General features: G+C 62.7%; 1 protein-coding gene. It reads left to right on the top strand.

From position 1 onward, the window contains the following. Nucleotides 1-116 precede the first annotated feature (116 nt). Nucleotides 117-1,103 carry a Rieske 2Fe-2S domain-containing protein gene (locus LL239_RS17485; protein WP_228164598.1) on the top strand — a complete coding sequence of 329 codons (987 nt, stop codon included), beginning with the start codon at nt 117-119 and terminating at the stop codon, nt 1,101-1,103. Nucleotides 1,104-1,156 lie beyond the last annotated feature (53 nt).

Genomic DNA, 1,156 nt, shown 5'->3' with positions numbered 1-1,156 from the left:
CAGTATTGGTCCGTTCTCGCCCCGTGCAGTGCGAAGGTCAGCAGTGCTGGTGTCTCACCCCATCCTGACGCACAGGGCTCGAGCGGGAGCGCTTGTTCAGTCGCGCGTGGATCTTCGTGGGTCACGAATCAGAGATCCCTCAGCCCGGCGACTACGTGGTGCGGCGAGTGCTCGACGACTCGTTCATCGTGGTGCGCGACGAGAGTGGCTCCGTCAAGGCGATGTTCAACATGTGCCTGCACCGAGGAATGCAGGTGTGCCGGGCGGAAATGGGCAACGCCTCGCACTTCCGCTGCCCGTATCACGGCTGGTCGTACCGCAACGACGGACGAATCGTGGGGCTGCCGTTCCACGAAGAGGCGTACGGTGGCGAGGCTGGCTTCAATCGCAAGGGAGCCCGCCTGCTTCCGGCGCCGAGCCTCGACAGCTACAACGGGTTGATCTTCATCAGCATGGATCCGGATGCGCCACCGCTGATCGACTACCTCGGCGATTTCGCTTTCTATCTCGACTACTACACGAAGCAGAGCTCCTCGGGCATCGAGCTCCGCGGCCCGCAGCGCTGGCGGGTGAAGGCGAACTGGAAGATCGGCGCAGAGAACTTCGCCGGCGACATGTACCACACGCCACAGACCCACACCTCGGTGGTCGAGATCGGCCTCTTCCGCGAACCGAAGGCGGAGAAGCGTAAAGACGGCAACACGTACTGGGCGGGCAACGGCGGAGGCACGACCTACAAGCTTCCGGAGGGAACGCTCGAGGAGCGGCTGCGCTACGTGGGCTACCCCGACGAGATGATCGACCGGATGAAGGAGGTCTGGTCCCAGGACCAGCTCAATGTGATCGGCGAGAACGGCTTCATGATCTCGGCGGCCTCGATCTTCCCGAACATGAGCTTCGTGCACAACTGGCCGAAGGTGGAAGACGGCGACGACGTGCTCCCGTTCATCTCGATCCGTACCTGGCAGCCGATCAGCGAGAACGAGACCGAGGTGCTTTCCTGGTTCGCCGTCGACGCAGCGGCACCGGAGGAGTTCAAGGCTCTGTCGTACAAGGCGTACCTGATGTGCTTCGGCAGCACCCTGTGCGTCAGGATGGGGTGAGACACCAGCACTGCTGACCTTCGCACTGCACGGGGCGAGAACGGACCAATACT

The organism is Microbacterium testaceum, from assembly GCF_020781835.1.
Lineage (GTDB): Bacteria > Actinomycetota > Actinomycetes > Actinomycetales > Microbacteriaceae > Microbacterium > Microbacterium testaceum_H.
The sequence above is the reverse complement of the archived record's forward strand: the minus strand, read 5'-3'. Positions and strand labels throughout refer to the sequence as shown.